The following is a 255-nucleotide window of genomic DNA, read 5'->3' as shown; positions in this document are numbered from 1 at the left end:
TTCATGGGGACGAGAGGCATAGTAAAAATGGTTTGCCAAGGCTTGCTGTGGGGTCGCCCGATTTAGTGTCGGTTTAACCGACCCTCAGCCTGCGAATGCCACACACCATATAGTCAGTTCCACCCAACACCAAGATTCTCGGTGCGTATAGGACACCAGATTTAGCCAGGCTTATGCTATTGTGTAAGTTATTGTTTTTGATCATTTTTACAGCTTCTAAGGCGTAGGTCGCACGTTCGAATCGTGCTGGGCAGG

Annotated in this window: 1 protein-coding gene; it reads right to left on the bottom strand. The window is 48.6% G+C overall.

What is annotated here, in order from left to right; translation table 11 throughout:
• Positions 1-73 precede the first annotated feature (73 nt).
• Positions 74-255, bottom strand: a 182-nt coding sequence (locus tag ICN46_RS11915; RefSeq protein WP_216209151.1) for a hypothetical protein, incomplete at its 5' end; no start/stop codon positions are given.

The organism is Polynucleobacter sp. Latsch14-2, from assembly GCF_018881925.1.
GTDB lineage: Bacteria > Pseudomonadota > Gammaproteobacteria > Burkholderiales > Burkholderiaceae > Polynucleobacter.
This window is presented reverse-complemented; position numbering and strand designations above follow the sequence as displayed.